This is a genomic window from Micromonospora sp. NPDC051925 (assembly GCF_044548625.1).
Classification (GTDB): domain Bacteria; phylum Actinomycetota; class Actinomycetes; order Mycobacteriales; family Micromonosporaceae; genus Micromonospora.
In genome coordinates, this window is record NZ_JBIUCH010000015.1 from 99,607 (window position 1) to 124,828 (window position 25,222).

The 25,222-nt window shown below is 69.2% G+C and carries 17 protein-coding genes; 11 read left to right on the top strand and 6 right to left on the bottom strand.

What is annotated here, in order from left to right; all coding sequences use genetic code 11:
• The first annotated feature begins 14 nt into the window (after positions 1 to 14).
• The 5 genes from ACIG87_RS21150 to ACIG87_RS21170 all read left to right on the top strand — a co-directional run bounded on the left by ACIG87_RS21150 (position 15) and on the right by ACIG87_RS21170 (position 8,046).
• A complete protein-coding gene (locus tag ACIG87_RS21150) occupies positions 15 to 1,271 on the top strand; it encodes a DUF3696 domain-containing protein (RefSeq protein ID WP_396852537.1) in 1,257 nt (418 codons plus the stop codon).
• Positions 1,261 to 2,100, top strand: a complete 840-nt coding sequence (locus ACIG87_RS21155; RefSeq protein ID WP_396852542.1) for a hypothetical protein — start codon at positions 1,261 to 1,263, stop codon at positions 2,098 to 2,100. Before ACIG87_RS21150 ends, ACIG87_RS21155 begins: the two co-directional genes overlap by 11 nt.
• 12 nt (positions 2,101 to 2,112) lie before the next feature.
• A complete protein-coding gene (locus tag ACIG87_RS21160) occupies positions 2,113 to 3,867 on the top strand; it encodes a DUF262 domain-containing protein (RefSeq protein WP_396852546.1) in 1,755 nt (584 codons plus the stop codon).
• 34 nt (positions 3,868 to 3,901) lie between these two features.
• Positions 3,902 to 7,393, top strand: coding sequence for a BREX-2 system adenine-specific DNA-methyltransferase PglX (gene pglX / locus ACIG87_RS21165; protein ID WP_396852548.1), 3,492 nt, complete (start codon positions 3,902 to 3,904; stop codon positions 7,391 to 7,393).
• A 107-nt stretch (positions 7,394 to 7,500) separates the two neighbouring features.
• Positions 7,501 to 8,046: a DUF6879 family protein gene (locus tag ACIG87_RS21170; protein WP_396852550.1), complete on the top strand. Its 546-nt coding sequence runs from the start codon at positions 7,501 to 7,503 to the stop codon at positions 8,044 to 8,046.
• A gap of 77 nt (positions 8,047 to 8,123) precedes the next feature.
• Here the strand turns inward: ACIG87_RS21170 and ACIG87_RS21175 are convergent, their stop codons facing one another.
• The 3 genes from ACIG87_RS21175 to ACIG87_RS21185 all read right to left on the bottom strand — a co-directional run bounded on the left by ACIG87_RS21175 (position 8,124) and on the right by ACIG87_RS21185 (position 10,441).
• Complete coding sequence (locus ACIG87_RS21175; RefSeq protein ID WP_396852551.1) at positions 8,124 to 9,284, bottom strand: hypothetical protein; 1,161 nt, start codon at positions 9,282 to 9,284, stop codon at positions 8,124 to 8,126.
• A gap of 85 nt (positions 9,285 to 9,369) precedes the next feature.
• Positions 9,370 to 9,570: a DUF397 domain-containing protein gene (locus tag ACIG87_RS21180; protein WP_396852553.1), complete on the bottom strand. Its 201-nt coding sequence runs from the start codon at positions 9,568 to 9,570 to the stop codon at positions 9,370 to 9,372.
• The gene (locus ACIG87_RS21185) at positions 9,563 to 10,441 is read right to left on the bottom strand and encodes a helix-turn-helix domain-containing protein (RefSeq protein ID WP_396852555.1); all 879 of its coding nucleotides are present in this window, start codon (positions 10,439 to 10,441) and stop codon (positions 9,563 to 9,565) included. Before ACIG87_RS21185 ends, ACIG87_RS21180 begins: the two co-directional genes overlap by 8 nt.
• A gap of 362 nt (positions 10,442 to 10,803) precedes the next feature.
• Here ACIG87_RS21185 and ACIG87_RS21190 point away from each other — a divergent pair, with 362 nt between their 5' ends.
• From ACIG87_RS21190 to ACIG87_RS21215, 6 genes are all read left to right on the top strand, one after another.
• On the top strand, positions 10,804 to 11,112 hold the full coding sequence (locus ACIG87_RS21190) for a DivIVA domain-containing protein (protein WP_396852557.1): 309 nt from the start codon (positions 10,804 to 10,806) through the stop codon (positions 11,110 to 11,112).
• Complete coding sequence (locus tag ACIG87_RS21195; protein WP_396852558.1) at positions 11,109 to 11,363, top strand: hypothetical protein; 255 nt, start codon at positions 11,109 to 11,111, stop codon at positions 11,361 to 11,363. The genes ACIG87_RS21190 and ACIG87_RS21195 overlap by 4 nt, the downstream gene beginning before the upstream one ends.
• A 142-nt stretch (positions 11,364 to 11,505) precedes the next feature.
• On the top strand, positions 11,506 to 15,378 hold the full coding sequence (locus tag ACIG87_RS21200; protein ID WP_396852560.1) for a phage resistance protein: 3,873 nt from the start codon (positions 11,506 to 11,508) through the stop codon (positions 15,376 to 15,378).
• A 40-nt stretch (positions 15,379 to 15,418) separates the two neighbouring features.
• Complete coding sequence (gene pglZ / locus ACIG87_RS21205) at positions 15,419 to 18,121, top strand: BREX-2 system phosphatase PglZ (RefSeq protein ID WP_396852562.1); 2,703 nt, start codon at positions 15,419 to 15,421, stop codon at positions 18,119 to 18,121.
• The gene (brxD, locus tag ACIG87_RS21210; protein ID WP_396852564.1) at positions 18,118 to 19,446 is read left to right on the top strand and encodes a BREX system ATP-binding protein BrxD; all 1,329 of its coding nucleotides are present in this window, start codon (positions 18,118 to 18,120) and stop codon (positions 19,444 to 19,446) included. Before pglZ ends, brxD begins: the two co-directional genes overlap by 4 nt.
• A gap of 1 nt (position 19,447) precedes the next feature.
• Positions 19,448 to 21,547: a DEAD/DEAH box helicase gene (locus ACIG87_RS21215; protein ID WP_396852565.1), complete on the top strand. Its 2,100-nt coding sequence runs from the start codon at positions 19,448 to 19,450 to the stop codon at positions 21,545 to 21,547.
• A 23-nt stretch (positions 21,548 to 21,570) separates the two neighbouring features.
• Here ACIG87_RS21215 and ACIG87_RS21220 read toward each other — a convergent pair whose 3' ends face one another.
• The 3 genes from ACIG87_RS21220 to ACIG87_RS21230 all read right to left on the bottom strand — a co-directional run bounded on the left by ACIG87_RS21220 (position 21,571) and on the right by ACIG87_RS21230 (position 25,051).
• On the bottom strand, positions 21,571 to 22,416 hold the full coding sequence (locus ACIG87_RS21220) for an alpha/beta hydrolase (protein ID WP_396852567.1): 846 nt from the start codon (positions 22,414 to 22,416) through the stop codon (positions 21,571 to 21,573).
• A 210-nt stretch (positions 22,417 to 22,626) separates the two neighbouring features.
• Positions 22,627 to 23,511 carry a L,D-transpeptidase gene (locus ACIG87_RS21225; RefSeq protein WP_396852569.1) on the bottom strand — a complete coding sequence of 295 codons (885 nt, stop codon included), beginning with the start codon at positions 23,509 to 23,511 and terminating at the stop codon, positions 22,627 to 22,629.
• Between the two features lie 94 nt (positions 23,512 to 23,605).
• Complete coding sequence (locus ACIG87_RS21230) at positions 23,606 to 25,051, bottom strand: alpha-amylase family protein (protein WP_396852570.1); 1,446 nt, start codon at positions 25,049 to 25,051, stop codon at positions 23,606 to 23,608.
• Positions 25,052 to 25,222 lie beyond the last annotated feature (171 nt).

Below are 25,222 nucleotides of genomic sequence, written 5' to 3' on the forward strand. Positions count from 1 at the left end.
CTAGAAGTATGTGAATGCCCCTCAGCAAGATCGTGCTGGAGAACTACCGCTGCTTCCGGGACCGGCAGGAGATCGAGCTGGCCCCGGTGACGGTGGTGCTCGGCAAGAACAACTCAGGCAAGAGCGTGCTGACCCGCGCCCCACTGGTCATCGCCACCGGCTTCGGGACCGCCAACACCGCGCCGCTCGATCTCGACTGGTTGTTGCCAGTGCCCGTGGACGGCTTCCCCGACCTGATCTTCGAGCAAAGCACGCACGGTCGGTTCACGCTTGGGGCAGAGGTGGATGGCCCCACCCCCTTCGCGATCGCCGCCTCCATCCGCTACGTCGACGAGGATCGGGCCGCCTACGTCTCGAGTCTGCGCCTGACCGTCGAGGACGACGACATCGACTTCCAGCTCCGACCGACCATCGAGGTCACAGACCGCGGCCTGATGTACGAGATCCACCGTCAGGGCCACCTGGACGTCACCCGGCCGGTCACCTTCGCCGGTCTGCTGCCCCGAGGTGACAACATCGCCGACCTGTGGCCGCATGCCGAGAAGGACCTCTGGCTCGGGCCGATCCGCTTCTTGAGCGCCTACCGCACCTGGCCCGAGCGGCAGCATCGCCTACCGATCGGCAAGCCCCGGGCGGTCGGGGAACAGGGCCAGGGGGTTCACGGCATCCTCGCCGACGACCAGGCCCGAGGCAGTGGCGAGCTGATCGACAGGGTCAACGACCTGCTCGCGCATATCGTGCCCGAGTGGCGGATCGAGGAGATCCCGGTCGGCCCGCTGTGGTCGACGGTGCTCACCCGCCGGGGCAGCACATTGAAGGTGAATCTCGCCGACGCCGGCACCGGCCTGGCGCAGGTGCTGCCGGTCCTGGTGCAGTGCGCGCTCGACGAGGCGCGGGGCGACGGCGACGACACTCCATTGCAGATCATCGAGGAGCCGGAGATGCACCTGCACCCGGCTGCCCACGCCGCGCTGGCGGATCTCTACCTGGACACGGCCCGAGCGACCGGCACGCGGTTTCTCATCGAGAGCCACAGCGAAACGCTGCTGCTCCGGTTGCGCCGTCGGATTGCCGAAGGCAGTTGTCCGCCGGAGGTCGTCGCTGTCTACGTGGTGGAGCAGAAGCAGGGGGTGTCGACGGCACAGCGGGTGTCGATCGACGAGCTGGGCAATCTCGGGGCCGGCTGGCCGGATGGCTACTTCTCGCAGGACTACCGGGAGGCACGGGCGCTGGCGGCGGCGCAGTTGAACCGGAGCGGCTATGCATCTTGACGTCAGGCCCGAGGTCTTCGTCCAGGGCGACAAGATGACAGTGCTCAAGCTGCTCGAGATGCTCATGGTGGAGCGGCACGAGTGGCGTCCGGACGGCCAGACCGTGGACAGCGCGGCCCGCTTCGCCGACACCCTGCCAATCGACGGGGTCGGGGTGTTCATCGAGCACGCCTTCACCGAGGCGGAGAGCAGCACGGCCGCGCCTGTCGGCCGGCAGGTCCCGATCACGGCCGCTGACCTCAAGGAACTGGTGGCGGATCTCAGCCGGCCTGCCGTCCTGGTCGTCGAGGACGAGATCTCCGAGGAGTGCTTCCTTCTCGCGCTCGCCGAGGCTTTCGCGGAGCAGCGCATCCTGCACGCCATCAAGGCGGACTGGTTGACGGTCGGACATGCGGGCGGCAAGGATCGGATGCCACAGTTCGTCGAGCGTCGCCGCCGGCAGTTCGCGCTGCTGGTCCGGGTCGCCGCGCTGCTGGACAGCGACCGGAAGCACGCCGGGCATAGAACCCGCAACGACACCTACGCTCGGAAGATCAGGGCCATCGACGGCGTCGAGCTGCACATGTGGGCGGGCCGGGAGATGGAGAACTACATTCCTTGCCGGGCCTGGGAAGAGAGCCTGCCGACGCGGCAGCCCAAGGTGGACGCGCTGCGGAGCAAGAGCATCGAGGAGCGGCGCTACCTGGACGTCAAGGAGCATCTCGGCAGCATGCCCCGGCCGCTCATCAACGCGGACACCTGCCTGACCGAGGAGGACTTCGCCGAGTTGGGGCCGGACGTCGTGGCGGAGCTGCGGGAGTTGCTCGCGATGATCCACCGAATCCTGTAGGAAACTGGCCTCATGTACACCGACCAGGCCGAGATCCGACCCGATCCGACCATCGCGCTCGTCGATGATCTGCTGGACGGGATCGGCCGGGGGCAGATCCGGGTGCCGGCGTTCCAACGTCCCTTCGTCTGGCGTCCCCCCCAGATGTTGGAGTTGTTCGACAGCATCGAGCGCGGTTACCCGATCGGCAGCCTGCTGCTCTGGCAGACCGACGACCACGTGCCGTCATTGGACCGGATCGGTGGCCTCCCGGTTCCGCCGCCGCGCGCCGGTCGGCAGGTTTCCTACCTCCTGGACGGGCACCAGCGGGTGTCGACGCTGTTCGGCGTGCTCAACCGGCCGTTGCCGAACGGATCAGCCGAGGACGAGGAGGACTGGAGATGGCGGATCTACCGGGATCTGCGTCCTGACCCGCTCGGCTCGGACCGGTACCGCTACCATCGGTCCGGCAAGTTCCTGCCGCACCTGCTGCCGTTGGCTGCGGTGATGCGTACGCGCGACTTCCTCCGGCACTTCCACCAGGTTGAGCTGGAGGTCAAGGACAGTCGCCAGGTCGACTCGTTGATCCGCGAGGCCGAGGCGGTCACGCAGCGGATCAAGAGCTACAAGCTGACGTTGGTACGGCTCCAGGGGGCCAGCCTCACCCAGGCGGTCAACGTCTACGCCCGGCTCAACCGCTCGGGCACCCGGATGGACCCGGACCAGATGATCTCCGCATTGACCTACCGGCACGAGCGGAAACCGCTGGCCGAGAACATCGACAAGATCGTCACCGGCATCGCGGAAACCGGCTTCGGGGAACTCCCCAGACTGGCGGTCTTCCGGACGATGTTGGCCATGGCCGGTGAGACGGACGTGCTGTCGCCCCGCTGGGAGGTGGTGGCTCGGGACGTACAGAACAGGCTGCACGATGCGATCCGCGAGACTGACCGGGCCGTGACCCTGGCGGTGCAGTTCCTCCAGGAGCACATCGGCGTGCCGTTGGCCAAGCTGCTGCCCTACTCGCACCAGCTCATGCTGCTCGCGGTCTTCTTCCACCACCGGCCGGACCCTACCGAGGTGCAAATCAGCACGCTGCGCACGTGGTTCTGGGTGACGTCGTGGACCAGCGCCTTCGGCGGTGCCACCTCGACTCTGCTGAAGCGGGTGCTGCTCGACATGAGGCTCTACGCACTGGGTGACGGGGTGCTGCCGATCGAGTCGGGGTCGGTGCAGCCGATGCCTGAGGCGTTCAACCTGAACAGCGCCCGGACCAAGGCGTACGTGATCTGGGAGCTGTCCGAGTTTCCGCACCGACGCGACGTGATGGGCCAGCCGTTCGACGTGGTCAAAGTGTTGGCCTCGGGGGAGGCGCAGAGCTACCGCCAGGTGGTGCCGGGCGACAAGCGGCCGGCGAACCGGCTCGTCATGCCGACCCGCCCGGATGTCCGCCTGCTCGACGCGTTAAAGAACCTGGAACTGTCAGCGGGACAGATGCGGGCCGAGAGTGCTCGTTCGGACCCGTGGGGGCCGCTGATTGAACGATTCCTCGGCGAGCAGGTTGTCACGGACGTCCCGGAAAAGCGTCCCGCATCGCCGGTGGAGCTTGTGTTGCGTAGCCACGGCATCCCGACGAAAGCGTGGCGGCGACTCTGCGAGGGGAAGAGGTCGATCTTCGTAGCCGATCGTGCCGACTATCTGGGGAGGCGGTTGAGGGTGTTCGCGGAGGGGATCGGGGTGCGGCTGGGCGACAACCTGGAAGGCGTGGCCGATGACGACTCGGAGTAGTGGTGGCCGGGGCGGTAGGCCCTAGAATCTGGCGGTGATCGAGCTGAAGGCGTTGCAGGCGCAGGTCAGGACCTTGGTGGACGATCTGCGGGGGCAGGTCGCGGAGGCCCCGGGCCTGCGGGCGGAGCTGCGCCGGGAGCACGACCAGGCCAAGACCGCCGAGCGGGTCGCCGCGAGCTTCGAGACATGGCTCGACGACGTGCTCGACCAGGCGGCGGTGGCCTGGGTGCTGGGCTGCGTGTTCGTCCGGTTCTGCGAAGACAACGAACTGGTCGACGGGCTGTGGATCGGCGGTGCCGACCCGGCAGCGCCCGCTGATCGGGCGGTGCAGCACCGGCAGGCGTACCTGATCAAGAATTTTCGGGAGAACGACCGTGAGTGGCTGCGGCAGGGGTTCCGCTATCTGGCCGGGTTGAAGGCCACCGGCAAGATCTTCGACCAGCACAACCCGGTGTGGCGGTTCGACATCTCCGGCCCGGCGGCCGAGGAGCTGAGCGACTTCTTCCGCCGGGGGGCCGGGCAGGAGTCGCTGCGCCGCGACGACCTGAACACCCGTTTCCTCGGCGACCTCTACCAGGAGCTGTCGACGCACGCCAAGAAGACGTACGCGCTGTTGCAGACCCCGGAGTTCGTCGAGGAGTTCATCCTCGACCGCACCTTCGAGCCGGCGGTCAAGGAGTTCGGCCTGCCCGCCACCAGCGTCATCGACCCGACCTGCGGCTCCGGCCACTTCCTGCTCGGCGCGTTCCACCGGCTGCTGCGCAAGTGGCAGGACCGCGAGCCGGCCACCGACGTCAAGATCCTGACCGAACGGGCACTCGGCCAGGTCACCGGCGTCGACATCAACCCCTTCGCGGTGGCGATCGCCCGCTTCCGGCTGCTGATCGCCGCGATGCGGGCATGCGGGCTGACCAAACTGGAACGCACCCCCGCCTGGCCGATCCGGGTAGCGACCGGCGACTCACTGCTGCACTGGGAGCACACGTCCGACGCGCAGGGCGACATCATGGCGCTCATCGAAGAGAGGCCCGTTTTTGCGTACGAGAGCGAGGACGTCGATCTACTCAAAGAGTATCTGAGGCCAAGGCAGTACACCGTAGTCGTCGGCAATCCGCCGTATATCCTTGTCGCGGACCCTGCCCGTAACCAACGTTACCGCCGGCTATACGCCGCGTGCGCCGGAAAATATGCACTGACTGTTCCCTTCGCGCAGCGTTTTTTCGAGTTGGCCAAGCGGGCCGACAACGACGGAGATGGTGCCGGTCACGTAGGGCAGATCACTGGCAATGCCTTTATGAAGCGTGAGTTCGGCAAGAGGCTAATCCAGGAGTTCTTCGCAGGTAAGGTGGAGCTAACTGAGGTGATTGACACCTCAGGTGCGTTCATTCCGGGCCATGGTACCCCGACTGTCATTCTGATCGGCCTTAATCGCTATATCAGTTCGCGCTATAGTGGCCCCATTCGCACAGTTCTTGGTGTGCGAGGCGAGCCGGCGGCACCGGCTGACCCGGCTAACGGCTATGTTTGGTCAGCGATCCGATTGCAGATTGATGAAGCTGGCTCAAACTCCGAGTGGATTAGCGTGGCGGATGTTCCGCGGGATCGGCTCGCAGTGCACCCCTGGAGCCTTGCTGGAGGCGGTGCGGACGGGTTGATGGCGGCGTTGAGCCACGCATGCGATTCGCGGCTTTCCGCCATCCTTGATGGTTCTATCGGTTTTTATGCCATAACCGGAGACGACGAGGTCTATGTGATGGGTGGTCGCCCACCCGCCCCTTGGTCTAAGCAGGGTCTTCCCGTTCGTTCGCTCGCAACTGGAGATGTTGTCCGAGATTGGTCTGCTGGTTCTAATGTGGCTCTATGGCCTTATCGGGATCGAGAGCCAATGACTGAACTTCAGTCGAACGGTGCTCTCTGGTTGTATCGAACCGGTCTGCGTGCGGGGCTCGCCTTCGGTAAGACCCGTGAGCAGCGAGGGATGGCATGGCATGAGTACACGATGTTGTCCTGGGGGCGTGTGGAAGCCGAAGCTCTCATCACATTTGCGTTTGTAGCGACTCATAATCACTTTGTGTTGGATCGGGGAGGGAAGGTCTTCAACCGTTCTGCGCCGGTGATCAAGTTGGCGGAGGCGGCGACGGAGGACGATCACCTGCGGCTGCTCGGAGTGCTGAACAGTTCGACCGCCTGCTTCTGGCTCAAGCAGGTTAGTCAGAGTAAGGCGGGTAGCGGAATCGGTCGAGGAATCCAGCCAGAGGCGTGGATGGACCGGTGGGAGTTCACCGGTACCAAGCTGGAGGAGTTCCCGTTGCCATCGGCGTACCCGGTGGGGAGGGCTCGGGAGATCGACTCGCTGGCGCAGCGATTGGCCAGCTTGAGCCCGGCGGCGGTGGCGGCTTCGGGGGTGCCTAGCCGGCAGCGGCTCGCGGCGGCCGAGGCGGAGTACCACTGCGTGCGGGCGCGGATGATCGCGCTTCAGGAGGAGTTGGACTGGGAGGTCTACCGGCTCTATGGGCTGATTGATGAGGATCTGACCTCCGAAAACCCGCCGGAGTTGGCGTTGGGGGAGCGGGCCTTCGAGATCGTGCTGCACACCAGCGGGGCGCAGACCGAGTGGTTCAACCGGCACGGGTCCAAGCCGATCGACCGGCCGAAGGCGGATTGGTCACCGGACTACCGGGCGTTGGTGGAGCGGCGGATCGCCGCCATCGGGGCCAACCGGCACATCGGGTTGATCGAGCGGCCGGAGTGCAAGCGGCGCTGGTCGACCGACGGGTGGGAGAAGATGCAGTCGGCCGCGCTGCGGGACTGGCTGCTCGACCGGCTGGAGGCCCCCGAGTTGTGGGGTGGGACGCCCACGCCGCTCTCGGTTGCGCAGCTCGCCGACCGCGTACGCGCCGATCAGGACTTCCGGGCGGTGCTCGACCTGTGGGTCGGGCACGACAGCTACGACCTGACCCGGACGTTGGGCACGCTGCTCGCCGACGAGCATGTGCCCTACCTGCCGGGGCAGCGGTACAAGTCGTCCGGGCTGCGTAAGCGGGCGCAGTGGGAACGGACGTGGGCGTTGCAGCGCCGGGAGGACGCGGGGGAGCAGGTCACGATCGAGGTGCCGCCGAAGTACACCTCGGCGGACTTCGCCCGGCCGTCGTTCTGGAAAGCGCGCGGGAAGCTCGACGTGCCGAAGGAACGGTTCATCTCCTACCCGCAGGCGGATCGGGACAGCGATGGCAGTGGGCTGCTCGGCTGGGCGGGCTGGGACCACTTGGCGCAGGCGCAGGCGCTCGCCACCGTCTATCTCGACCGCAAGACGCAGGAGGCGTGGCCAGCGCACCGGTTGCTGCCGCTGCTCGCCGGGCTGGCGGAGATCGAGCCATGGCTGCACCAGTGGCACACCGCCGAGCAGCCGGGCTACATGGGGTCACCCGCCGGCTTCTTCACCACCTTCATCGACACCGAGTTGTCGCAGCTGAGCTCCGACCGGACGGCGCTGACCCTGCTGCGGGGTGTGCCCGAACTTCCGTGATTGGACCGGCGGGCCGGTCACGTCTGCCGGCAGGGGTGAGTGCCGCATCGGGCTGCCCTGGGTCGTCGTTGTTCCCGGTGAACTGAACCCCTGGGTCGACAGGATGGATGGAGATGGGGTTGCTGATCACCGAGCCGAACGCTTTCCAGCGCCTCTTCGAGGATTTTCGACACGCTGCCTTCAAGCTGGAGGTCCGCCGGTCGTACGGCCTGCCGTCCGAGGACGAGCCGTTCCAGACGTTCCTCGCCGGGGGAGACCCGGGCATCGAGTGGCTTCGGTCGTGGCTCGACCTGATGCAGGCCGAGACCTCGAAGGGCAAGAGGGTGGAGCGGGTCCGGGTCATCGACGAGCCGCCGAGCGACTACCTTCGGTTCGAGATATCGGTGACACCGCACAACCTGGCGGTGGGTGAGGACATCCGCTATCTCGAACGCGACCGGGCGGCCGAGCTGACACTGCCGCAGTACGACTTCTGGTTGTTCGACTCGCAGGTGGTGGCGTTCCTGCACTTCACCGATGACGATCGCTTCATGGGTTTCAGCACCACCGACGATCCGGCCGAGGTGTTGAAACACTGCCAGTGGCGTGACGCGGCCTGGACGAGAGCCGCCCGATTCTCGGAGTTGCCCGCGACCGTCACGGCAGCGGGCTGATCGGCGTTCCCGTGCTGCCCCGGTGGTCGGCCCGATCACGGCAGCGAGTGGTTTGCGGCGGTGACGGTGTGTGCGGCCTATCCGGTGGGCAGGCCGGCGCGGTCGAAACGGTCTATCAGGCTGGGCTTGCGCTGGTGTACCTGACGCAGCAACTGGACCCGCTTTGCGAACTCCGCCTGCCGGCCGTCGCGCTCGCCAAGGGCGGCCAGGTCGGTCAACAGTTTGACCGCCGTGTCGTACTCGCGTGGTTTCCTCGTCTCGATTAGCGTGTCCACCTGCTGCCAGGCCCGCTCGGGCGCGGCGGCCAACTCGGTCAGCCGGCGCTCGCGGGCCGCCTGCCTGGCGCGTTCCTCACGGGCTTGCTCGGCGGCGCGCTGTTGCTGGGCGACGCGCTGACGTTCCGTCCACCGTGCACCGGCGGCCTTGCGGAGCTGACCCGCCGTCCGGGTGTCGGCCGGGTCGTCCGTCGGCGCGCCGGCAGGGTGGGCGGCCCGAAACTGCCGCCGCAACTCAGCCCGCACGGGTATGTCCCCGTCGTGCATCACGCGTAGCAGGAGTTCGTCCTTCTTGCCGGTCGGCAGGCCGCGCAGCCAGCGCCGCAGTTCGGCCGGGGTCGGCTCCGACCGGGTCAACGGCGGGCTCGCCTCGGCGGCGGCGTCGAGCAGGTCGGTGTCGATCCGCAGGAACTCCACCAGGCTCACCAGCGACGCGGGTAGCGTGCCCAGCCCCGGCGGCACCGGTGGCTCCGGTTCGTCGTCCTCGATCTCGTGCCGCCCCACCGCGAGCAGCCAGGCCAGATAGAGCAGCCGCAGGTCACCGTCGGCCAAGTCGGCGCGGGCCGCGATGATCGAGCCGAGCCGACCCTCCCCGTCCTCGTCGTCGATCCACTCGCCTTCCTCGTCCTCGTCGGTGAGGTCGATGACGATCCGGTCACCGGCCGTCCAGACGGACGCCGCCTCGGTGTCGCAGTAGCGCTGGACGGTGGACAGCTTCACCGAGCCGGCGGGAAGCCGGATCATGAGCTGGCGGGTGCCCCAGTTGGCCAGGTAGAGGAAGGCGTCGAAGTAGTTCGCCACCATCCGGCGCGGATCACCCCGGAAGTTGCCCCAGTGGTAGCTGTTGACGAAGCTCGTCGGAGTGATCCGAGCCCGGGTCGACAGGCTGCGAACCTCTTCGAGTTGGCTGGCGGTCAGCGGCCGATCGACCGCCAGGAACTCGTAGTACTGGTACTCGCTCACTACCCGTGCTGCCCCTTCGGACCCGTCCCGTCGTGGAACCAGCACCGTATCGGGTGGCAGGGCAGCCGGGCCCGTCCGGTCCCGCTCAGCCCTGGGACGGCTGCTGCTTGATGCTCTGGATGAAGGTTGCCCAGGCGTTCGGGGCGAAGGTGAGGGTGGAGCCGGTCGGATCCTTGCTGTCGCGGAGCCCGACGACGGCTGAAAGGTTGTCGGCGACCTCGACGCAGTTGCCGCCGTTGTTGCTGCGGGTGGACTTGCGCCAGACGGCACCGGTCAGGTCAGGCACGGGCGTACTCCTCTGCGACATCCTGGATGAGGCTCTTGGATCGAGATTCGTTCAAGGCTCGGCTTGTCATGTCGGCCCAGATGGTGTTGTAGGCGGCCGTCTCGTGCGGCTTGTCGAGGTAGATGGCTCCGGTGGCGGCTTCCAGATAGGCCACCGGCGGTTCCACCTCCTTGCCGCTGCCGTCCTCGGGGAACTCCAGGATCGAGAAGGCCCCGGACATCGCCCCGGCGTGTAGCCCGGCAGAAAAAGTAAGCACCTGGACGGTCACGTTGGGTAGCTCTGCGGCCTTGAGGATCTGGTGTAGTTGCTCGGACATGATCGTGGCGTTACCGACCGGGCGGCGCAACACCGCCTCGTTGATTATCACGCTGAGTTGCGGAGCGGAGAACCGGGTGAGGAGTGTCTGCCGTTCCACGCGCAGTTGGACGGCGCGCTGCTGTTCGTCGGTGGCTCTGGCGTCGACCGCGCCGCCGGGCATCTGGAATACCTGCTCGGCGTAGGCGCGAGTTTGGAAGAGGCCGGGGACCAACTCCGACTCGTACTGACGGATGTGCGACGCTGCCGATTCCAGTCCGATGTAGAGCTGGAACCAGCGGGGGAGGCCGGAGCCGACGTAGTCGTGCCACCAGTTCTTGTTGTCCCGGGTGGCCGCCGTCATCGCCAACAGCAGGTCGCTGTCCTCGGCGGAGGCACCGTACAGGTCGAGCATCTGTTGCACGTCGGCCTGCCGGTAGCGGACGTGCTCGGCACCGTTCTCGATCCGGTGCAGGGTTGCCCGCGCCCGGTCAAGCTGTTCGGCGGCCTGTTCCATGGTCAGCCCGGCAGCTCTGCGCAGCGTTTCGAACTTCCGCCCGATCTGGCGTCGAAGCATCGTCGTCCCGGTCACTGATTGTGACAAAGTCGTCCTCCCCGTTCGGTTGGCCTGAACACGTTCCCGTCCAATTTCGACGACCGTTTGGTCGCTCAGTAATGGACACATTACACAGGGTGTGCAGCTATAGCTAGAGATGGGGTTGCGCAGAGCAATTGCGCCGTTGCATTAGGTCGTCGGTGGTGCTTGACTGCTTTGGCGGTCACTGTGGAGTTCTCGCTGCTCAGCGGCCATGTGTGCCCTGCTGTCGTACTGCTGGAAGAGGGCTGCGGCGGTGGGTGCCGGGGTGGGTCCGCCGGTGCGCGGCGGGCCGGTGGACCCACCCCTCCACCGGTCAATCTCGATGAGAGGCAGGTCCTGTCATGCGCGACTTCTTCCGCCGGGTTCCGGGCAGCCGGCGACCGGCGTCGGCCGAGCGCCGTCCGGCCGTACCTCATCGGTTGCTGCCGTGGCAGGTGCGTGAGCGGCGGTTCCGGCCGGCGCGGCTTGGGCGGCGCGGGCTCGACCCGCAGGAGGTGCAGGATTTTCTCGACCAGGTCGCCGGTGAGCTGGCCGCCGTCTACGACGCGCTGGGGCAGAGCCGTCGGGAGACCAGCCGGCTCAAGATCGCACTCTGCCACCTACAGTCCGAGCGGGTGCACGCCCGCAACGAGCGGGAGTGGGACCGGTGACCGAGCGTTTCGTCATCCACCTGCCGGTGGTCGCCAACGATCTGCTTTCCGCGCAGCGGCTGGCCCGGGTGGTGGCGCACTGGACGCACGTGCTGCCGCAGACCGACCCGGGTGGCACCACCGTCTCCGTCGAGGACGACCAGAACGTACGCCACTGGGTCTTCTGTGACCGGCTGCTGACCGGCGGCCGGCGCTGCCTGCTCCGCCCCGACCATGACGGCGAGTGTTCCCGGCGGCGTCCGTGGCGGTGACCGTTGCCCGCCGCCGGTCGGCCGTCCCGCCATGCCACGGGCGGCCAACAGGCGGAATGCCTGTCCGAATCGTTCGGACATAGGATCGTCGGGTCTCCGGTGACGCCGGGGTGACGGGGAGCAGTGAGTGTGAGGAGCGGCGATGACCCTGCTGCGGGACGTGATCGACATTCCGACCTCGGTCGGAGACGGTGATTTCGTCGTCCGCGCCGCAGAGGGTGCCGACCTGCGCCGGTACGTCGTCACCGACCAACTCCGGGAGAACTTCGCCGAGGCGCTGCGCCGGGTCGGGCACGCCGTCACCACCGGCCGTTCCCAGGCCGTGTTCCTGCACGGCTCGTTCGGTTCCGGCAAGTCGCACTTCATGGCGGTGCTGCGGGAGATCCTGGCCCACAACCCGCAGGCCCGCGAGGTGCGGGGGCTGGCCGAGCCGGTCCTCGCCGCCGACCCCTGGCTGCGCGACCGGAAGCTGCTCACCCTCACCTTCCACATGCTCGACGCGCGCTCGGTCGAGCAGGCGATCCTGGAGGGCTATCTCAACCAGATCACCGCACTGCACCCGGACGCGCCCGTCCCCGCCGTACACCGGTCGGATGCGCTGCTCGACGACGCCGCGCGGCTGCGCGACCGGATGGGTGACGACGCCTTCTTCGCCGCCCTGCGCGACGGCGGCGGCGTACCGGCAGGCGGCGGCGGGCTCGCCGCCCAGATGGCGCGGGCCGCCGGCTGGACGCCGGACACCTACGCCGACGCGGCGGCGGCAGCCCCGGGCACCGAGCAGCGCGACGGGCTGGTCAGTGCGCTGACCAGCGCATTCTTCACCGGCGCGGTGCGCAGCGGGGAATACCTCGACCTGGACACCGGCCTCGCCGTGATCACTCGGCACGCCAAGTCCCTCGGGTACGACGCCCTGGTGCTCTTCCTCGACGAGCTGATCCTCTGGCTCTCCACCAAGATCAGCGACCACACCTTCGTCAACACCGAGGGCGCCAAGCTCAACAAGCTCGTCGAGTCGGCCGACGCCACCCGGCCGCTGCCGTTGATCTCGTTCGTCGCCCGGCAGCGCAACCTGGAGGACTTCCTCGGCCCGCAGGTCGGCGGCACCGAACGGGAAGCCCTGGCGCACGTCATGCGCAGCGTGCAGGGCCGGTTCGGTGAGATCGCGCTCGCCGACACCAACCTGCCCGAGATCACCGAGAAGCGGCTACTCAAGCCGGTCGGCGACGGCCGGGCGGTGCTCGACAACGCCTTCGCCGCTGTGCGCGGCAACCGTGAGGTGTGGGACGCGCTGTTGCTCGGCGCGCAGTACGGCGACGCCGGCATCGGCTCCGACGCCGCCGCCTTTCGCAAGCTCTACCCCTTCTCGCCCGCGCTGGTGGCGACCCTCGTCGCGCTCTCCCAGGCGTTGCAGCGCGAACGCACCGCGCTGAAGGTGATGACCGAGTTGCTCGTCGCGCGCCGGGACACCCTGCGGGTCAACGACCTGATCGGGGTGGCCGCCCTCTTCGACCCGCTGGTGCTGCACGGCGAACTGCCCGACCGGCCCAAACTCAAGCAGCTCTTCCAATCCGCCCGCACCCTCTACACCCAGAAGCTGCGCCCGATCCTGCTGCACCTCAACGGCATCACGGCCGAGCAGGCCGCCACCCACCCGCAGTTCCAGCTCGACGACAAGCTGATCAAGACGGTGCTGCTCGGCGCGCTGGTGCCCGACGTGCCCGCCCTGCACAACCTCACCGCCGGCAAGCTGCACGCGCTCAACTTCGGCTCGATCACCTCGCCCATCCCCGGCTACGAACGCACCATCGTGCTCAACCGGCTCAACCGGGTCGCCGACGCGGCCGGTGAACTGCACCTCACCACCACCCCCGACCCGGTGGTCTCCCTCAAGCTGCACACCGTCGACTACGACAAGCTGCTCGACCTCGTCCCCGAGGGGGAGGCCACCACCACCGGGGTCCGCCAGCAGCTCATCCGGGAACTGGTCACCGCCGAGATGGGCATCACCGGAAGCGAGGGCCAGCTCGGCGAGCTGCTCTACTCCCGGGCCTGGCGGGGTCGGTCGCACACCGTCCAGGTCAAGTTCGGCAACGTCCGGGACACCGACACCATGCCCGTCGCCGCGCTGCTCGCCAGCGGCGAAGCGTGGCGGATCATCATCGACTACCCGTTCGACCCGCAGCGCTTCGAACGCAGCGCCGACCGCTCCCGGATCGAGAGCCTGGAACGCGGCTCGCGGACGGTCTTCTGGCTGCCGTTCTATCTGACCGACGAACTGATGGACAAGGTCGGCCAGCTCGCCAGGATCAACTACCTGCTCGGCAACGGCAGTGGCGACCGGCTCAACTCGCTGGCCGCCGACTGGCCGCTCGCCGACCGGCAGCAGGGCCGGGTCTACCTCCAGCAACGCCAGACCCAGCTGCGCGGCTCGCTGATCAGCGCCCTCATGCAGGCGTACGGGTCGGCCACCTCGCGCGGCACCGACGTGCAGGACGACAGCATCGGCGTCCTGCACACCCTCGCCGACGGCCTGCACGTCGGCGACCCGCGCGGCGGCACCCTCGCCGAGGCGTTCACCAACCTCACCGGTGAACTGCTCACCTGGTCCTACCCGGGCCGCCCGGCCCTGCCCGACGACGAGAAGCCGATCACCCGTGGCGAACTGACCAAGATCCTGGAGTACGCGAAGCAGGCCGCCGCCGACCCGGCCCGGGGAGTCAGCGTGCCCAACCCCGCCGACCAGCGCACCCTCCGTCGGGTCTGCAACAACCTGCGCCTCGGCGAACTGACCGATGGCCGGTACGTCCTCAACACCTCCACCTGCCGGTGGAGCCAGCACCTGCTCCAGGCCGCCGCCAACGAGGGCTACACCGACCACTTCCCGGTGCACGTGCTACGCCGTCTCATCGACGAGCCGGCCGCGTTCGGCTTCGACCGGGAACTGCAAAACCTGATCATCATGGTCTTCGGGCTCGAACAGCAGCTCGCCTGGTACCAGCGCGGTGGCAAGATCGACGTGACCCAGCTCGCCCTCGTCCGGGACGAGTTGGAGCTGCGGCACCCCCCGATGCCCGACGAGGACGCCTGGATCGAGGCGGTACGACGGGGTGGGGCGATCTTCGGTGCGGTGCTGCCCGCCTGGCGTACCCCGGCCAACCTCGGCGAACTGGCCGGCACGCTACGGCAGTCGGCGAAGGCCCGGCAGCGAGCGGCCGTCGACCTCGTCCAGGCGCTCGAAGCTTACGCCGAGGTGCTGGGGCTGGACCTCGCCGCCTCCACCGGCCGGCTCGCCACCGCCCGGCGCGCGGCCCGGCTCGTCACCGAGCTTGCTGCCGAGCGCGACGACGTGGTGCTGGTCGAGACCACCGCACGGGCCGACCTGGGCGACGTCGACGACCAGGCGATCGGTGAGGTGCTCAGCAACGCCGCGGAGATCAGCGGCGTGCTGGTCCGCGCCCAATGGCCGATGCTCCGGGCGATCGCCGCCCGCGCGGCCCACGACGACCAGGCCCGCACCATCATCGGACAGTTGCGTGCCGTCGCCCGACACGAACAACACGGACAGGACCTCGTCGGCGCGCTCCAGACGGCCGTCGACGCGGCGGCGGCGTTGCTCGCCGCCGCACCGGCACCGCAGCCCGGCACCGCACCCGCCGATCCGACCGCCGTCGCGACCGACCCCGTGGTGCGATCGGCCTCGACCACGACGGACCCCGGAGGGCTGGCCTCGGGCACGGCGACCACGGATCATCCCGCCGTGCCGCCGCCGAGGACGCCGACCGGCCATGAGCTGGCAGGGCTGCTGGTCGGCGCCGGTAGCCGCTCGGACGACGGTTCGGCTGCCGGGCCGGTCAGCGTCGGGCCGGGCGGTACTGCTCTGGGAGGTCTCGGGTCGGGCGTGCTCGCCACCCGGCGCGAGGTCACCGACGCCGACACCTGGGAGAAGGTCTCCGCCGAGATCGCGGCCGAGATCTCCGCCGGGCGACGGGTCGTCGTCAGCTGGGAGATCCGGTGACCGGCCAGGTGCTCGGCGTCCGACGCGGGCAGGCGGGAACATGAGCGTTCCGGTGAGCGTGGCCCAGCCGGACGCCGTCCGCCGCAAGGTCGAGGCATGGCTGGGCGAGGATGATCCGGCGGACGTCATCGCGCTGACCGCCCGTCCCGAATGGCCGACCGAACCAGTGCTGAGCATCAACGGCCGCCAGGTGCGGGTCGTTCCCTGCCATACGCCGCTGGCCGCCCGCGCCGCCCTCTACGACCGGGTCGACGGTGAACGCCTGGTGCTGCTGACCGAGCTGACCGACTCCGAACTCGGCGACGGGCTCCTCGCCCACCTCAGCAAGCAGAAAGTCCGCAAGATCGATCCGTGGGACCTGGTCCGGCAACTGTTCGGCGGGGTTACCTCGCTCGACCCCACCCTGGTCCGGGTCGGACGCTGGGTCGCCGACGCTCTCACCGACTACTCGCCCGCCGACGGTTGGCCCGCCCCACCCGGCGCGATCCTCACCCGCGACCACGCCCTGCGCAGCCTCACCGCGGAACTCCTCAGCCTGCCCGCGGCCGAACTCGACGGCAGCGGCCTGGTCCAGTGGAGCGCCGATGCGCTCCGGCAACGGGTGTTCAGCACGCTCCCTGACGACGTCGCCGACGGGGTCACCACACACCTCGTCCGGACCGCCGGTCCCGTCGCCGTGCCGATCATGGCCGCCGTACGGGCCGGTCACGGGGTGGACGTGATCCCGCTGGGGCTGCTCGCCGGGCTGCTCTGGCCCGCCGGCAGCGATCAGGCTGCCGAGGTGGCGGCGGCGATCGGCCGGACCCGGCTCGAACCACGATTCGGCGGACTGCGGCTCGACCCGCCGCAAGCCGAAGCGCTGCACCGGGCCGCCGAGGCGTGGGTCTACCGCACCGTCGACTCCGGTGACGACGGTCGCGACGAGGCGATGCGGATGCTCCGCCGCGCCGAGAGCATCGCCGCCGAGATCGGCATCACCGGGCTGCTCGGTGCGTCCGCCGTCCTGCCCAGCGGGTTCCTCCAGCGGCTCCGGTCCTTCGCCGACGCCGTACGGCTGGCCGTACCGGCCGGCGGGACGGCGCTGCCCGCTGCTGTCGCCCGCGCCCAGTCGGCGCTCGCCACCGTGGAGGCGCACCGCGCTGCGGAACCACGTCGGCTGGAAACCGCCCGGATGGCCGTACGGCTGCTGCGCTGGCTCGGCAGTCCGGACGGCCCGCCACCGGCCACCCTGCTCGACGCGCTGCACCGGCAGGTGCGCCAGGACGGCTGGGTCGACCGGGCCCGGCTCGACATCTTCGCCGGTGACGCCGACCCGCAGGTCGCCGAGGCGTACCGGCTGCTGCACCGTGCCGTGGACGCCCGCCGAACCCGGCACGACCAGCAGTTCGCCACCCTGCTCGCCGTCGCCACCAGCGCCGAGACGGCACCGGGCGCGCTGCTGCGCGTCGAGGACGTGCTCGACCGGGTGGTGCAGCCGATCCTGGATCAGGACCGACGGGTGTTGCTGCTCGTCCTGGACGGGATGGGCGTCGCGGCGGCCACCGAGCTGGCAGAGTCGATCACCCGTACCGGCACCTGGCTGGAACTCACCCCCGACGGCGGACCCCGCACGGGGGTACTGGCGGCCCTGCCCACCGTCACCGAGGCCAGCCGGTGCAGCCTGTTGAGCGGGCGGATCGCCGCCGGTCGGCAGCAGGCCGAACGTACGGCATTCCAGCAGCGCTTCCCTGCCGGCCGGTTGCTGCACAAGGCGGCGTTGCGGGCCGGAGCCGGGGCGGCGCTCGACCCCGAGGTGCTGGCCGCGCTCAACGATCCAGCGACGCCGGTGGTCGCCGCCGTGGTCAACACGATCGACGACGCCCTCGACCGAAGTGAGCCCGGCGTCACCGTCTGGGGTGAGGACACCATCACCGCAGTGGGTGACCTGCTGGCCTCCGCCGCCGACCGGGTGGTGGTCGTGGTCTCCGACCATGGTCACGTCGTCGACCGGGGGCCGGAGTCGATCGTCCTGCCCAGCACCAGCAGCGAGAACCGGTGGCGCCCGGCGACCGAACCGGCCGGTGACGCCGAGGTCGTCGTGTCCGGCAGCCGGGTGGCGCTCGGTGACGGTGCCGTCGTCCTGCCCTGGCGGGAGGAGGTCCGGTACGGGCCGCGTAAGGCCGGCTACCACGGGGGTGCCGCACCGGCGGAGGCGGTGATCCCGCTGCTGATGCTGACCGCCGGCGACGATGCCGCCCTGTCGGGCTGGGCAGGTGGCCCGGTGGCCAGCCCTGACTGGTGGCGGGAACCCCTGGCCGACTCGTCGCCCCCGTCGGCCTCCGCCACCCCGAACCGACGTCGGCCACGCCGTCCCGTGGAACCACAGCAGCCCGCAAGCCTGTTCGACCTGACCGCCGTCCCTGCTGCGAAGGCCCCGCCGCCGACACCGGCCCCGCCCGACCTGGTGGCCGCCCTGCTGGCCAGCGAACGGTACGCCCAACGACGCGACCCGAGGACGCCACTGGCGCAGGAGCGGGTCGCCTCGCTGCTGGGCACCCTGCTCGCCGGGGGGGACCGGGCGACTCTCGACACGCTCGCCGCTCGCGCCGGGATTCCAGCCCACCGCATCACCGGGACCGTCACCGCCCTGCGTCGGCTGCTCCAGGTCGAGGGCTACCCGGTGCTCACCCTCGATCCGGACGGCCGAACGGTTCACCTCAACCGGGCGTTGCTGATCGAACAGTTCGAACTGGAGGCGCGGTGACGGTCGAGCTGTCGGCCCGTCGTCGTCGGGACATCGTCGACGCGTTGCGCCGCGGAGTCGTACCGCACAACGGACTCGACGCGCTCGCGGTGGGGCTGGACCGGTTCACCGCCGCCCTCGACGAGGATCTCGACCGGGTGGCCGGCGGTGGCAGCGTCTTCAAGGCCGTACGCGGTGAGTACGGCGCAGGCAAGACGTTCTTCACCCGGTGGCTGGCCGAGCACGCCAAGCGGCGCGGCTTCGCCTCGGCCGAGGTGCAGGTCTCCGAACTGGAGACGCCCCTGCACCGGATGGAAACCGTCTACCGACGGCTGGTCGAGCACCTCGGCACCGAGCAGTTCGCACCGAGCGCCTTCCGACCCGTACTCGACGGTTGGATCTTCGCGTTGGAGGAGGACGTGCTCGCGGCCGGCTCGGCCGCCGAGGACGATGCCGAGGCGCTGGACCGGGCCGTCGGCGAACTGCTGGAGCGCCGGCTCGGCGACATCTCGCGAACCACCCCGGGCTTCGCCGCAGCGCTGCGCGGCTACCGGGCCGCCACTGCCGCCGGAGACCACCGAATCGCCGAAGGGCTGGCGGGCTGGCTCGGCGGGCAGCCCCACGTCGCGGCGTCCACCCGCCGGGCCGCCGGGGTCAAGGGCGACCTCGACCACTACGCCGCGCTGAGTTTCCTCCGGGGCCTGCTCACCGTGCTCCGGGACAGCAACCACCAAGGGTTGTTGCTGGTGCTCGACGAGGTCGAGACCCTGCAACGAGTGCGCTCCGACGCGCGTGACAAGGCCCTGAACGCCCTGCGGCAGCTCATCGACGAGATCCATGCAGACCGTTTCCCCGGCCTGCTGTTGGTGATCACCGGAACCCCCGCGTTCTTCGACGGACCCCAGGGTGTCCAACGACTCGCCCCCCTCGCCCAGCGCCTCGCTACCGACTTCGGCCCCGATCCACGCTGGGACAACCCGCGCGCCACCCAACTGCGGCTACCCGGCTTCACCGTGGATGCCCTGGTGGAACTCGGTCGCCGGGTCCGCGGCATCTACGCCAGCGAGCAGGTCAGCGCCCGGGTGGACGACGAATATCTGGTCACGTTGGCGCGGGCCGTCACCGGCGCGCTGGGTGGTCAGGTCGGTGTCGCGCCTCGCGTCTATCTCAAGAAACTCGTCGCGGACGTCTTCGACCGGGTGGACCAGTTCGCCGACTGGGACCCACGGCGGCACTACCAGCTGACCCTGCGGGCCGAGGAGTTGACGGAGGTCGAACGAAACGCCGCTGCTTCCCCTGCCGCCCCTGCCGCCTCCGCCGTCGACGACATCGAACTGTCGATCTGAGATGTCGGCGGACCTCGACCCGGTCCTGGTGTACCACCTCGTCAACACCCTCGGTTGGCGTGACCTGCGGGAGATGCAGCGGGCCGCCATCTCGCCGGTCAGTGATGGCCTGGACGCACTGCTTCTGGCACCGACCGCCGGTGGCAAGACCGAAGCGGCGCTCTTTCCACTGCTCAGCCGGATGGCCGGACAGCGGTGGACCGGCACCTCCGTGCTGTACCTGGCCCCGTTGAAGGCGCTTCTCAACAACCTCCACCCCCGCATCGAGCGGTACGCCGGTTGGCTCGGCCGGCAGGCCGGGGTCTGGCACGGCGACATCGGCGCTTCCCGTCGGCGGGCAGTGCTCTACGAGCGACCCGATCTCCTCCTCACCACGCCCGAGTCGCTCGAATCCATGTTGGTCAGTACGAAGGTCGACCACCGGCTCTTCTTCGCCGGCCTACACGCGGTCGTCGTCGACGAAGTGCACGCCTTCGCCGGGGATGACCGAGGGTGGCATCTGCTCGCGGTGCTGGAACGCCTGGCCCGCCTGGCCGGTCGGCCACTGCAACGGGTCGGGCTCTCCGCCACGGTCGGCAACCCGGGAGAGCTGCTCACCTGGTTGCAGGGCTCCGGGGCGGGCCGCCGTCCGGCTCAGGTGGTGGCACCCGAAACGGCAGTCGCTGTCGACCAGGCACCACCAGGTGACATCGTGCTGGACTACGTCGGTTCGCTGGCCAACGCCGCCACGGTGATCTCTGGCCTGCACCGGGGCGAGAAGCGGCTGGTCTTCTGCGAATCCCGGCAGACGGTCGAAGAACTCGGTCAGCTGCTACGGGAAAAAGGGGTGACCACCTTTCTCTCGCACGCGTCGCTGTCCGTCGATGAACGTCGTCGAGCCGAGCAGGCGTTCAGCGCGGCCCGGGACTGCGTGATCGTCTCTACCAGCACCCTTGAACTGGGCATCGACGTGGGCGACCTGGATCGGGTGATCCAGATCGACGCGCCGGCCACCGTGGCGTCGTTCCTGCAACGGCTCGGTCGGACCGGACGCCGCGCGGGGAGCAGCCGAAACTGTCTCTTCCTCACCCTGAGCGGAAAGGCGCTGGTCGAGGCGGCAGCTCTGCTGCTGCTCTGGTCACGGGGCTGGGTCGAACCGGTGGTCGCGCCGCCCGAGCCCCGGCACATCGTCGCCCAGCAGATTCTCGCCCTGTGCCTGCAGGAACACCGGATCGGCGACCAGTTGTGGGCGCACGCCTGGAATGGGCTTCAGCCCTTCGAGGGGAAGGCCCAGCCGATCGTCCGGCATCTGGTCGAGCACGGCTACCTCCACCAGGACGGGGGCATGCTGTTCATCGGGCCGGCTGCCGAGGAACGCTTCGGCCGGCGGCACTTCATGGAGATGACGGCCGTCTTCACCGGCCCTCCCGAGTTCACCGTGCTGCTCGGCCGCAGCGAGTTGGGACGTATCGATCCCAGCCTCCTCACCGAGGAGGTCAAGGGCGAGCGTCGGCTCCTGCTCGGCGGGCGGAGCTGGCGGGTCACCTACATCGACTGGCGTCGCCGGAGGTGCTTCGTCGAGGCCGCTGACGGCGGTGGACGGGCCCGCTGGTCCGGCGCAGGGTGGGCCTACCTCAACTTCGAGTTGGTCCGGGCCGTGCGTGAGGTGCTGCTCGGCGTGGGGCCACCGGTAGACCTCACGCGTCGGGCAACAGAGCGACTGGCACGTGAACGCGAGGAGAAGCTGCACCTGGTGCACCCGGGTGGAACGCTGATCGTCCGCGACGAGAAGGGGGATCTGCGTTGGTGGACCTGGGCGGGATTCCGGGTGAACGCCACCCTCACCGCCACGCTGAGCGAGGTGGTCGACCCGGTCGAGCGGTTCGACGACTGCAGCATCCGCCTGCGGGAGAACGTCACCCCCACTGTCTGGCGGGTGGTCACCGCCGACGCCGTTGATCGCCTCTGCCTGCCCGATATTCACGACAAGGCCCTCGACGGTCTGAAGTTCAGCGCGGCCCTGCCCAAGCATCTGGCCGCTGCTACTCTCGCCAGTCGCCTGGCGGACGTGGACCGGGCGGCAGCGGTACTCGGCGAGTCGACCCGCTTCGTGGTCACCTGACCAACGTCTCACTGTCGTATGGTTCAGTGGTGGGTCGGCTTGCCCGCCGTCGCCGGGGCCTGCGTCATCCGCACCGCCCAGTCCAGGGCGTAGTCGGCCACCGCCTCCCAGCCCGGCTCACCCACGGTGAAGTGGGAGCGGCCGGGGAACTCGTGGTACGCGGTCACCGCCCGCGACTTCTGATAGAGCCCGGCGTTCGCCTTCACCAGCGACGGCGGGGACACGTGGTCCTCGCCACCGGCGATCAGCAGCAGCGGTGGACGGTCGTCCCGGCCGGTGTCGACGGCCGCGGCGGAGTGCGGGTCGAGGTTGGCGAATGCCCCCTCGAAGAGCACATGCCCGGCGGCGGGCACGGCGTACCGCCGCCAGGCCCGGTCGGAGTCGTCCGGCTGGAGGGTGTTGCCGAAGGCGTACCGGAACTCGTCCGGGCTGATCTGCACCCCCCGGTGCCGGTTGACCGGGCTGCGCAGCACCGGGTACGCCGCCCGCAGCGTGCTGATCGGCAACCGGAGCACCCCCTTGACCGGGGCGGGTGCGACCGCCACGGTGGCCGCGCCGAGACGTCGGTCGGCCAGCACCTGGGCGACCAGTCCGCCGAACGAGTGGCCGATCACGATCGGTGGGCTCGGCAGGTCGCGGATCACCGCCGCGTAGTGGTCGATCACCTGACGCAGCGTCGTCCCCGCGATGGTGCCCGGGTCGGCGCGCAGCGCCGTCACCTCCCGGTCGAAGCCCGGCCAGGCCGGGGCGAGCACCCGGAACCCGCGTGCCGCGTACCGCTCGGCCCACCCCTCCCAACTACGCGGAGTCATCCACAGCCCGTGCACGAACACGACCGTGTCAACCCGCCCACCCAAACCGTCCCCCATCGCAATCCTCCCCCCGCCCTCACCACCCCAACCCCCACCGCATACCCACCCCCCACCCCCCAATGCCCCCGCTCCCTCCCGGCCCCCCCACCGCCGCGCGATCTTGGACTTGTGGTGCCTGTTATCGGGGGATTAGAGCGGTTCCGTCACCACCACAACTCCAAGATCGACGCAGGGGGTGGGTGGGGTGGGGGTGGGGGTGGGCGGTTCTTAGGGGGTGGGGAGGGTGTCGACTACTACCAGTTCGGTGCCGGGTCGGATCTCGTCGAGGAGGGTCTGCTGGGCGGTGCGGGTCAGTCGGATGCAGCCGTTGGTGACGTCCTCGCCGAGGGTGTCGTCGTCCTGCCAGGTGTGCAGGCCGATGTGTGCGCCCTTGAGGCCGGTGGGCACCGCGTCCGGGTCGTCGGGGACGGCGCCGAGGGCGAAGATGTTCACCCCGCCGTAGACCGGCTCGGGTGGGGGCGTGGTGCCGAGGACGAAGGTCCGGCCGAGGGGGGTCTCCTGGCCGGGCATGCCGAGGCTGACCGGCCAGGTGTGCATCGGGTTGCCGTGGCGGTACCAGGTGAGCTGGTGGGTCTGCCGCTGCACCACGATCTGGTCCCGCAGGGCGACCGGTGTCCAGCCGCCCTCGGGCAGCCAGGCGAGTCGGCGGCTCGCCGAGGGCAGCAGGACCGCAGTCCAGCCGGTACGGCGCTCGACCACCGGCATGGTCAGCTCGACACCGCTGATGGTCGGGGCGAGCAGGGCCAGGGGGCGTCCGCCCGGCGCGTCGTACGCGGCGATGTTCCGGGTCGGGGTGAGCCCTTCGGTCAGCGGGGTGACGTCGAGCGGGCGGGGGTCGGCCGGGAAGCCGGCAGGCGCCGGGTCGTAGTCGACCACCGGCAGCCCGGCGGGGGCCGGCGCGGCGGGCGGCACCGTCTCGTCCTCGGCCGGGGCGATGGCGGCGGGTGGCTCGGCGGCCCGGTGGGCCGGCGGGGGCGTGTTGTGCCCCAGCGCCGCGCTGACCAGCAGGGCCAGCACCAACAGGGCCGGTACGCCGATGGCGGCGGCGAGTGGCCCGCGGCCCCAGCGGTCGATCAATCGGTCAAAGAGCACCAAAATACTCTAATTGCTGTGGGCCCCCGGCCGGCGTGAATCGCCCGGCCGGGAGCCCGAGGGGAACGGTCAGGCGGGAGCCCGAGGGGAACGGTCAGGACAGCCTGGCGTCGACGTGGATGGCGACCGCGTCGTGCGCGGGGACGTTCGCCGCGAACCACCCCGTCGAGTCGACGGTGATCACCGGCCCGCTGCACGAGCCGCTGGCGAAGTCGCCGTGGATCACGTCGCAGTACCGACCGGCGGGCAGCCCCGCGTAGTACGACCGGCCGCTGGCCGTCGAGTCCTCGTCGTTGATGGTCAGGTAGCCCTTGCCGGCCCGGCTGAACGCGATGTGCTGGTAGCCGTTGTCGTACCAGTTGGCGACGGCCGCGCCCTGGGTGGCGTTGTGGAAGCCGACCATGTTCTGCACGACCCGCCAGCGGTGCTCGCACTCCCAGCCCGAGTAGCAGGTGGTGTCGCGGGTCTTGTTGCCGGCGTCCGACGGCGGACCGGCGTCCTTGTTGCTGAAGGTGTAACTCGACATCACCGTCGGCGAGCCGTACGGCCAGGCCAGCATGAAGGCGTTCGCCAGCGCGTACGTGCCCCCGTCCTGGTACGTCAGCACCCCGCCCTCGCGCTGGGTGTCGTGGTTGTCCACGAAGACCGCCGCCGAGCCGCCGGGCAGGTAGCCCCACGCCTCGCCGAAGTTGCGCAGGTAGGCCAGTCGCTCGCTGGTGAACATCCGGGCGAGATCCTTGCCGTACCGGAACTCGTGCACGTCGCCGTTGCCGGTGTACTCGGTCGGCCCGATCGGCTCGCCCGCGCCGTAGATGACCTCCTGCACCAGGTACGCCGAGCGGGACAGCTTGCCCTTGATGGCGGCGATGTCGGCGGCCGGCATGTGCTTGCTGGCATCGAGGCGGAACCCGTCCACGCCCAGCGACAGCAGGTCGTTGAGGTACCCGGCGATCGTGGACCGGACGTAGTCCGACTCGGTCTTCAGGTCGGACAGGTTGACCAGTTCGCAGTTCTGCACCTCGTACCGGTCGTTGTAGTTGGCGATGTCGTCGCCGCCGTTGCGCCCGCAGTGGTGGAAGTCCTGGGTCTGGTAGATGCCCGGGTAGTCGTAGTGCCCGTACGACGAGCCGGCCCAGCCGGTGCCGCCGTTGCTCTGGCCGGACATGTGGTTGATCACCGCATCGACGATCACCTTGACCCCGGCCGTGTGGCAGGCGTTCACCATGGACTGGAACTGCGCGCGGGTGCCCTTGCGCGACTCGATCCGATAGCTGACCGGTTGGTACGCCACCCACCACTGGTTGCCGGCGACGTGTTCCTGTGGTGGGGAGACCTGGACGTAGCCGTAGCCCTTCGGGCCGAGCACGGTGCGGCACTCGTTGGCCACCGAGGGCCAGTTCCACTCGAAGAGGTTGGCGATGACGTTCCTGGTGCCGGCGGGTGCGGCGGCGGCCGGGGGTGCCGCCACGGCGATGGGTGCGAGCAGGCTGGCGAGCGCGCCGAGGGCGAGGATCGCCGAGTGGCATCGACGTCGATGCATCGGTACTCCTGGGGTCGGGGGATGGTGGCCGCGGTTCGCGTGGGCGGTGGTGGAGCGGGGGAGGGCTTGGCCTGTCGGCTTCTTGCAGCACCGACTGAAATTTTCGGAAAGGTTACAAGTGTGTTGCAGAGCCTGTCAACGGATGGACGGCTGTCGTTGCGCTGGGTGCTA

What these genes read in the sequence shown, in the direction of transcription:
- ACIG87_RS21150 (WP_396852537.1), top strand. Translation starts at nt 15, where the DNA reads ATGCCCCTCAGCAAGATCGTGCTGGAGAACTACCGCTGCTTCCGGGAC.
- ACIG87_RS21155 (WP_396852542.1), top strand. Translation starts at nt 1,261, where the DNA reads ATGCATCTTGACGTCAGGCCCGAGGTCTTCGTCCAGGGCGACAAGATG.
- ACIG87_RS21160 (WP_396852546.1), top strand. Translation starts at nt 2,113, where the DNA reads ATGTACACCGACCAGGCCGAGATCCGACCCGATCCGACCATCGCGCTC.
- ACIG87_RS21170 (WP_396852550.1), top strand. Translation starts at nt 7,501, where the DNA reads ATGGAGATGGGGTTGCTGATCACCGAGCCGAACGCTTTCCAGCGCCTC.
- ACIG87_RS21185 (WP_396852555.1), bottom strand. Translation starts at nt 10,441, where the DNA reads ATGCTTCGACGCCAGATCGGGCGGAAGTTCGAAACGCTGCGCAGAGCT.
- ACIG87_RS21190 (WP_396852557.1), top strand. Translation starts at nt 10,804, where the DNA reads ATGCGCGACTTCTTCCGCCGGGTTCCGGGCAGCCGGCGACCGGCGTCG.
- ACIG87_RS21200 (WP_396852560.1), top strand. Translation starts at nt 11,506, where the DNA reads ATGACCCTGCTGCGGGACGTGATCGACATTCCGACCTCGGTCGGAGAC.
- pglZ (WP_396852562.1), top strand. Translation starts at nt 15,419, where the DNA reads ATGAGCGTTCCGGTGAGCGTGGCCCAGCCGGACGCCGTCCGCCGCAAG.
- ACIG87_RS21215 (WP_396852565.1), top strand. Translation starts at nt 19,448, where the DNA reads ATGTCGGCGGACCTCGACCCGGTCCTGGTGTACCACCTCGTCAACACC.
- ACIG87_RS21220 (WP_396852567.1), bottom strand. Translation starts at nt 22,416, where the DNA reads ATGGGGGACGGTTTGGGTGGGCGGGTTGACACGGTCGTGTTCGTGCAC.
- ACIG87_RS21230 (WP_396852570.1), bottom strand. Translation starts at nt 25,051, where the DNA reads ATGCATCGACGTCGATGCCACTCGGCGATCCTCGCCCTCGGCGCGCTC.